The organism is Candidatus Margulisiibacteriota bacterium (assembly GCA_031268855.1).
Taxonomy (GTDB): domain Bacteria; phylum Margulisbacteria; class Termititenacia; order Termititenacales; family Termititenacaceae; genus Termititenax.
Genome location: JAIRWS010000031.1, coordinates 1 through 7,391, shown reverse-complemented (window position 1 = coordinate 7,391; position 7,391 = coordinate 1). Strand labels below are relative to the sequence as shown.

Genomic DNA, 7,391 nt, shown 5'->3' with positions numbered 1-7,391 from the left:
TCCAAAATTTCCATTGCCCCTTTCAGCATTACTCCGCGAAAAAACCGCTTGTCGTAAAAATATATGCAGGCTTTGGGATTTTTCCGATAATGCTTTATCCTCAGGGAAGAACTGTTCGTATGCCAATAAAATGTTTTGATGCCTTCGCGCTGAACCGGCGGCAGCATGGCTTTGGTATTGGGATAACCGTTTTCATCGACAGAGCTTATAAAACTAATTCCCTGTTTTTCAATTAAATTGCCGATAGTTTCCGCCGGATTGCGCATCTGATTATTTCCAGCGCCAATTTAATTCACTGCTGTATTTTAGATTATGCTTTTCATGCAAGTTGTTTATAAAATCGCTGGTCGCCTTGTTTTTTGTTAAAATTATAGCCGCTGTACTGTCGATCATTATAAAGTAGTTCGTGCTGATCTCGACAATTTCCTGGATTTCTTTTATCTTTAATTTTGTTTCTGACTTATTGTCTTTTAACAAAATACAGCCATTTTTTATTTCCAGTATTTCCGGTCTGCCAGTTTTGTTGCCATAATTTTCATTGATGAAATTTGCAAAATGCCTTTTATAAAAGGAACGTAAAAGAAACGGATATACGATAAAGCTTATTATTGAGGCAAGGCCAAAGGCAATAAGGTAATTTTTGTTTCTATTAACACTGGCTAATAAAAACCCTGTAATACATAAAAACAATGAGACCAATATTTGACTTTTAATTCTTTCTTTCCGGGTGCTTTTTCTTTTCGAGGCCATATATAATTGATATTGCAAATAGTCATTCTTGCTTAATTCTGTTTGCAACCGCATTTTGTTTCTCCGCAGATTCACTCTGGTTCTTTGTCTGAACACATTTTAGACTATTTTTGGAATAAAATCCGCGCCTATCTCTGGTGTTATGCCTAAAAACAAACCTGTGCCTAAACGACTTGTAAAAAACAAGTGGCGCACCTGAATGTCTACGCCAAAATTTTGTTCGGTGATACCCTTTAGTTTTATCAAAATAAATAGGTTTTGCGCCGTCAGATTCAAGCCAATTTTATAATGTAAATTACCGTGTAATAACTGGGCACGGTCGGGATAGCGGTAATTGTGGCGCTGTTTCTGCCATAACTGTCTGTGTTTCCAGAAACGGAATGTCCATGACCAGAATTAGTGTTATTGACCACCGTATCAATAACCCTGCTTGTTGCTCCATGTACCGTTCTTTGTATATCACTGCCGGGATCTGTATCCATCACATAATGTGGCGTCGAAGAACTGTTACCATCATACCAATGAAAGGTGCTTGTCGCATCATGAGTATGCAGGCCGTCGGTGCCACCAGCAGCCAATGTTCCTTTTCCGTGCGTATGTTGTGGTATATGATTTTCGGTCAGTGTTACGCTGTCCGCGCCACCGGTCACGGCATCGCTGGCTGTCCCGCCGCGTAGAAACTGGCCGGTCAAATTCGGCGTGCCGCCCGTGCCGTCGCAGACTCTCCATTTACTTTTAAAGGTCGCGCCGGCGTTTATCCAGCTGGACGCAGCCATAGCCAGTATTGTGCCCACTGGCAAAATATCCGCAGCTTGCGCGACTTTATAGACTTGCGCCTCTGTAGCGATCTTTGTACCGTCATTGGCTGCATCAGTTGTTTTCGCCGTGCTGAATTTAGGATCGGCAAAGCTAACAGCGCCACCGAAAGTTTTAGCTCCGGTTATTGTTTCCGCTCCGGCTTTGTGCACCGCGCCGCTGTCTTTTTCATTCAGGCTATCGTAGACCGCTTTTGACGACGGATACTCCGTTGAACTGCCGCTTAAAGTATCCTTTTTATTCGCCACCTTTTCTTTGGTATTAAGCGCGTTTGTCATTTTTTGCGCTGACAGCGGTTGCCCTGTTGCTATACCGTCGTAATTATCTGTGTAAGCGTTTGCCATAAAAATACCCCCTTTGATTTTTGCTCTTACGTGCTTATTGCACGTAAGAATTATAACTCACCATAGTTAAGATTGCAAGCAGCGAGGTAAAGATGGAAATAAATATCGGTAAGAACACCAAGCGTTTCCGCAAATCAGCCGGCTTAACCCAGGAAAAACTGGCAGATAAAGTAGACCTGAGTCTGCGCTACATCCAGAATATCGAGGACGGCACACGCCTACCAACTATCATCACTCTGTTAAAAATCGCCAAAGCGCTGAACAAAGATATCGGGGATTTTTTTCATTAGGCGTCCGGCGTTTTGTGGGGCAGAAAACATCGCCCAGGCCGGTTTTCAAATGGACGCGTTGTTCAAAAAAGCGGATTTGGGGATTTGATACTGTGAGTTTCTTAATGTTTCAGTGTTATAATTAAACAATGAAACTTAATTTATCTTCTTTTACCCAAGCGGTCAAAACACTGCAAGAGGCCGTAACGGAATTTAATTTAGATTGTCCAATGAAAAGGGGTTGTTGTTGAATGATCTGGGCAAATGGGAAGAGTACAGAAAGATCAGAAATATGACCAGCCATACATATGCTGAAACAAAAGCTAATTTGGTTATTTCAGTGGTTCCGGAATTTCTTCGAGAGGCGGAGTTCTTGCTGGAGCAATTACAGCAAAAACTTACAGAGCTATGAGTATTACTATAGAAGAAAACCACCTGCTTTTGATTAGAAAAATTTTGGCTAATTCAGATTTTCGAGACGCCGCTGTTTATATTTTTGGCTCCCGAGCCACCGGCAAGGCACGCCAATATTCCGATTTGGATATTGCCGTAGACAATTTCGGACAGCCGTTGCCGCCCAGAACTTTACTGCGATTGAGCATAGATTTTGATAATTCTTTATTGCCCTATAAAGTTGATGTTGTGGATTTGAACAATATATCGCCGGAATTTCAATCGATTATAAAAAAAGATTTAGTGCGGTTTAATTAGCCCAATGTCTGTATCCAGCGCGCCTATCCTTTCACCCCATCCCGCCATTAAGCCATTCACGCAAACCAAGCTCTAGCGCTTCCGGCGTGCCGTCGGGTATTTACCTGGCGCCTACGCATAACATTTACGGATAAAAATCAGCGCATAAGACCGCGGTTCGATATTGCTAAAAATCGCCAAAGCCCTGCGGAAAAATATTAAAGACTTTTCTAGCCAAATTATTCTCCAGCGGCCGCTAAATTTGTTATAATTACTCTGTTATGCGTATCGTCGGCGCCAAAGGCGAAAAAATTGCCGTGGATTTTTTGTTATCCCAGGGCTATCAAATACTCGCCAAAAATTATGCCTGCCGCGGCGGTGAAATCGACCTTGTCACTGCGGAAAAACTGCCGGACAAAAATGTCCTTGCCTTTGTCGAGGTAAAGTATTATAAAGAGAATTCCCTGCGCGATCTGCGGGCGGCGGTCGATCCGGCCAAACAAAAAAGGATTATCCGCACCGCGCGGCATTATCTGCAGGCCAATAAATTGAATGATAGTTATGTGCGGTTTGACGCGGTTTTGATTTCTTTCAGCCCGAACAACGCTGTGCAAAACATCGAGTTAATAAAAGACGCTTTTAGAAGTTAATCTAATAATAGGAAAAACTAAATGAGTTTTGTTCATCTGCATACGCACACGGAATATTCGCTGCTCGACGGGGCTTCGCGCATTGAGGATATTGTCACGCGCGCCAAAACTTACGGTTTTCCAGCGGCGGCCATCACCGACCACGGCACCATGCACGGCGTTTATCTTTTTTGGAAAGAGTGCAAAAAGCAAGGCGTCAAGCCGATCATCGGCTGTGAAACTTATGTCGCGGCGCGCAGCCTGCATCAAAAAGAGACCAAACTCGACGCGGCCAACTACCATTTGATTTTGCTGGTCAAAAATGAGACTGGCTACCGCAATCTGATCAAAATGGTTTCGCTGGCCAGTATCGACGGTTTTTATTACCGCCCGCGCATTGATTGGGATTTGCTGGAAAAATACCACTCAGGGCTGATCTGCCTGTCCGCCTGCATCGCCGGCGAAGTGCCGGAAATGCTTTTAAACAATCGCTACAGCGAAGCGCTGGAAGCGGCGCGGCGCTACAAAAATCTTTTTGGCGACGACTACTATCTCGAAACCCAAAACCACGGCATGCCCGAACAAAAACAGGCGCTAGCCGGACTGCAGCAGATCGCTCAAGAATTAAATATCCCCATCGTCGCCACCAATGATAGCCATTTCACCGACAACGGCGACGCTCTGATCCAGGATATCTTGCTGTGCGTTTCGCAAAACAAACTACTGACCGACAGCGACCGCCTGAAAGCGCACCCCGAAACTTATTACAAAAATCTGGCGGAAATGCAGGAGCTTTTTCCCGCGCATCCGGAATATTTAGAAAACACTCTGCGCATCGCCGAGAAAATCGATTTTGATTTCGACAATAAAACCCAGCATATTCCCAAATTTGCCGTGCCGGAAGGCTATGATGAAGCAAGTTATTTGCGCAAGCTGGTCGAGGAAGGTATCCGCCGCCGTTACGGGGAAAATTTTTCCGAGGAAATCAAACAGCGTTATGAACACGAATTGGAGGTCATCACCAAGACCGGTTTTTGCGGCTACTTTTTAATCGTCTCAGATTTTATTAAATGGGCGAAAGAGCAGGACATTATTATCGGGCCGGGGCGTGGCTCGGCAGCTGGCTCGATAGTTTCTTACGCGCTGGACATTACCACGCTCGACCCTTTGAAATATAAACTGCTGTTCGAGCGTTTTTTGACCGACCAGCGCATCAACATGCCCGACATCGACATCGATATTTGCATCCGCCGGCGCGGTGAAGTCATCGACTATATCCGTCAGAAATACGGCCTAGACCGGGTCGCGCAGATCGCCACCTTTAGCAAACTGGCGGCTAAAGCGGCGGTCAAAGACGTAGGGCGGGTCAGTAGCGTGCCGCTGGCCGAAGTCAATAAGATCAGCAAAATGTTCAGCAAAAAACCCGGCGTCACTATCGACGACACGCTACGCCGGAGCGACGATCCCAAGAAGCAGGATTTTCACAACAAAGATTTGGGGAAACTGTACAACGATAATCCAGCAGTCCGTAAACACCTCGATATGGCGCGGCGGGCGGAAGGTTTCTCGCGCGGGACAGGCATGCATGCCGCGGGCGTGGTGATCTCCGCGCTGCCCCTGACCGAGATCGTGCCGCTGTACAAAGACAAAGACGGCGCGATACTGACGCAGTACGCCAAAGACGATATCGATGAACTGGGTCTGCTGAAAATGGACTTGCTGGGACTGCGCAATCTGACCATGATCAACGATTGTCTCGACCTGATCGCCAAAAATCACGGCGTGCGTCCCGGCATCGAAAATATTCCCCTCGACGACCCCAAAGTTTTTGCCGTGTTTCAAAAAGGCGATACTGCCGGAATTTTCCAATGCGAAGAGCTGCACATGACCAGCATGATCCAGCGTTTGCAGCCGACCACTATCGAGGACATTATCGCGCTGGAAGCGATGGATCGTCCGGGGCCGATGCAGTTCGTGGATTCTTTTATCCGGCGCAAACACGGTCAGGAAGATGTATCTTATTATAAATTTGACCAGCAGCTCAAACCTTATCTGCAGGAAACTTACGGCCTGATAATTTATCAAGAACAGGTCATGCAGATCGCGCAGGAGATCGGCGGATTTTCCTTGAGCGAAGCTGACACGCTGCGCAAAGCAATGGGCAAGAAAAAACAGGCGATCATGGACAAGATGCGCGAGAAATTTATCGCCGGCGCGCTGGCCAAAGGCTTCGCCAAAAAAGACGCGGAAAATATTTATGACATCTGCGCCGGATTTGCGGAATACGGCTTCAACAAATCGCACAGCGCGGCTTACTCGATAGTCTCGTACCGCACAGCCTGGCTGAAAGCCTATTATCCGGTGGAGTTCATGGCCGCCCTGCTCAGCTCTATTGACAGCCAGAAAACGATCGCCGAATACATCAACGCCTGCGCGGAAATGGGCATCGCGGTCCTGCCGCCGGACATCAACGAGTCGGACATTAATTTTACGCCGGTCAAAGGCACTATCCGTTTCGGTTTGAGCGCGATCAAAAATTTCGGCGCGGCGGCGGCGGAAGCTATCGTCAAGGAGCGCGCGCGGAACGGCGTCTTTGCCTCATTTACCGATCTTTGCGCGCGGGTGGACAGCAAAATCTTGAACAAACGCTCGATCGAAGCGCTGATCTATGCCGGCGCGCTGGATACTTTTGGCCAGCGCAGAGCCATGCTGGAAGGTTATGCCAAAATTCTCACTCACGTGATTAATCAAAAAAACAATCAGGCCAGCGGACAGTTCTCGCTTTTTGGCGCGCCGGATTTCAAAAACAGTCCGGACAATTGGCCGCTCGTGCCGGAGTATTTGCCGGCCGAAAAACTGCGGCTGGAAAAAGACGCTCTTGGCGTGTACGTGTCTGATCATCCGCTCAAACACATCGGCGAACTTAAACATTTCGGCTGTTTGACAATTCAGGAAGCCGGTAAAAAGCCGCTGGACTCGGAAGTCAAGATCCTTGGCATCTTAAAAAACATTACGCCAAAACGCACCAAAAAAGGAGACGCTATGGCCAGCGGTGAGCTGGAAGACCTGACCGGCAGCCTGGAACTGGTATGTTTTCCCAGAGCTTATGCAGACCTGCAGGATATTTTCACCGACGACACCATTGTTACAATCAATGGCACGCTGCTGCAGGGGCGCGATGAGGAAAGTTTTCAGCTCTCGGTGCGCGACGCGCAGCCGGTCAAAACCGCCGGCGCGCAAAATCCCAGCCATGATTTTTACATTAATATTGAAGCCGTGCAAAACAAATCAACTATGGCCGAGTTAAAATCCGTAATCAAAATGTTCCGCGGCGGCACGCCAGTCATTCTGCAGGACGGCCGGAAAAACCTGCGCCTGCCCGCTGATTTTTGCATCGACCCCAATACGGATTTTAAACAAAAAGTTGACGCCATTGTCGGCAGCGGGAATAGCTGGATAAATTGATTTTTTGCTTGCGTTTAGCGGCCGTACCTTGCTTCGCTTTCTACCGCCCTATCCGCACTAGAACGTCGCGCTGCGCGCTTGTTGCCTTCACTTAACTTCGCTATCGCTTGTTAAGTTCAGGTAAAAGTCACACGTATCAAAATCCACAAAGACATTCTTGTCTTTCGGCAGCTGCGGATACTTGGCGAATATTTCATTCCACCATTGTCTCTGTAGATTCATGGCTTCCGCTCTGGCATTCAGCGCCGCGTTCACGAACACCTGCACCTGCTCCGCCGTTACTCCCTGCCGCAATGCCGCTGGCTGCGCAGCCTGCGCCGCCACGTCGATCCGGTTGTTTATTAAGATCAAACTCTCCACTTCCTCTCTGCTAGCCTTGATACCCAAGTCCTCTCTCCGCGGATGCACTTTCCCGCAAATCGGGCAGA

10 protein-coding genes are annotated in these 7,391 nt (G+C 47.4%); 5 read left to right on the top strand and 5 right to left on the bottom strand.

Going from position 1 to position 7,391, the window contains the following annotated elements; genetic code table 11:
- From LBJ25_01925 to LBJ25_01910, 4 genes are all read right to left on the bottom strand, one after another.
- The coding region (locus tag LBJ25_01925) for a pyridoxamine 5'-phosphate oxidase family protein (GenBank protein ID MDR1452722.1) at positions 1-266 on the bottom strand (266 nt) is incomplete at its 3' end.
- A gap of 4 nt (positions 267-270) precedes the next feature.
- Positions 271-804: a hypothetical protein gene (locus LBJ25_01920; protein ID MDR1452721.1), complete on the bottom strand. Its 534-nt coding sequence runs from the start codon at positions 802-804 to the stop codon at positions 271-273.
- A 45-nt stretch (positions 805-849) separates the two neighbouring features.
- On the bottom strand, positions 850-1,026 hold the full coding sequence (locus tag LBJ25_01915; GenBank protein ID MDR1452720.1) for a hypothetical protein: 177 nt from the start codon (positions 1,024-1,026) through the stop codon (positions 850-852).
- Entirely contained in the window at positions 1,023-1,910 is an 888-nt protein-coding gene (locus LBJ25_01910; GenBank protein ID MDR1452719.1) for a hypothetical protein, read from the bottom strand. Before LBJ25_01910 ends, LBJ25_01915 begins: the two co-directional genes overlap by 4 nt.
- Positions 1,911-2,002: 92 nt before the next feature.
- Here LBJ25_01910 and LBJ25_01905 point away from each other — a divergent pair, with 92 nt between their 5' ends.
- The 5 genes from LBJ25_01905 to LBJ25_01885 all read left to right on the top strand — a co-directional run bounded on the left by LBJ25_01905 (position 2,003) and on the right by LBJ25_01885 (position 6,963).
- The gene (locus LBJ25_01905; GenBank protein MDR1452718.1) at positions 2,003-2,200 is read left to right on the top strand and encodes a helix-turn-helix transcriptional regulator; all 198 of its coding nucleotides are present in this window, start codon (positions 2,003-2,005) and stop codon (positions 2,198-2,200) included.
- A 202-nt stretch (positions 2,201-2,402) separates the two neighbouring features.
- Positions 2,403-2,591: a nucleotidyltransferase substrate binding protein gene (locus LBJ25_01900; GenBank protein ID MDR1452717.1), complete on the top strand. Its 189-nt coding sequence runs from the start codon at positions 2,403-2,405 to the stop codon at positions 2,589-2,591.
- Positions 2,588-2,890: a nucleotidyltransferase domain-containing protein gene (locus LBJ25_01895; GenBank protein MDR1452716.1), complete on the top strand. Its 303-nt coding sequence runs from the start codon at positions 2,588-2,590 to the stop codon at positions 2,888-2,890. Before LBJ25_01900 ends, LBJ25_01895 begins: the two co-directional genes overlap by 4 nt.
- Positions 2,891-3,150: 260 nt before the next feature.
- Complete coding sequence (locus LBJ25_01890; protein ID MDR1452715.1) at positions 3,151-3,519, top strand: YraN family protein; 369 nt, start codon at positions 3,151-3,153, stop codon at positions 3,517-3,519.
- Positions 3,520-3,540: 21 nt separating this feature from the next.
- On the top strand, positions 3,541-6,963 hold the full coding sequence (locus LBJ25_01885; protein MDR1452714.1) for a DNA polymerase III subunit alpha: 3,423 nt from the start codon (positions 3,541-3,543) through the stop codon (positions 6,961-6,963).
- Between the two features lie 87 nt (positions 6,964-7,050).
- Here LBJ25_01885 and LBJ25_01880 read toward each other — a convergent pair.
- On the bottom strand, positions 7,051-7,391 hold a 341-nt coding region (locus LBJ25_01880), incomplete at its 5' end, for a hypothetical protein (protein ID MDR1452713.1).

Coding starts and splice junctions, on each gene's coding strand:
- LBJ25_01885 (MDR1452714.1), top strand. CDS start 3,541: ATGAGTTTTGTTCATCTGCATACGCACACGGAATATTCGCTGCTCGAC.
- LBJ25_01910 (MDR1452719.1), bottom strand. CDS start 1,910: ATGGCAAACGCTTACACAGATAATTACGACGGTATAGCAACAGGGCAA.
- LBJ25_01895 (MDR1452716.1), top strand. CDS start 2,588: ATGAGTATTACTATAGAAGAAAACCACCTGCTTTTGATTAGAAAAATT.
- LBJ25_01890 (MDR1452715.1), top strand. CDS start 3,151: ATGCGTATCGTCGGCGCCAAAGGCGAAAAAATTGCCGTGGATTTTTTG.
- LBJ25_01920 (MDR1452721.1), bottom strand. CDS start 804: ATGCGGTTGCAAACAGAATTAAGCAAGAATGACTATTTGCAATATCAA.
- LBJ25_01905 (MDR1452718.1), top strand. CDS start 2,003: ATGGAAATAAATATCGGTAAGAACACCAAGCGTTTCCGCAAATCAGCC.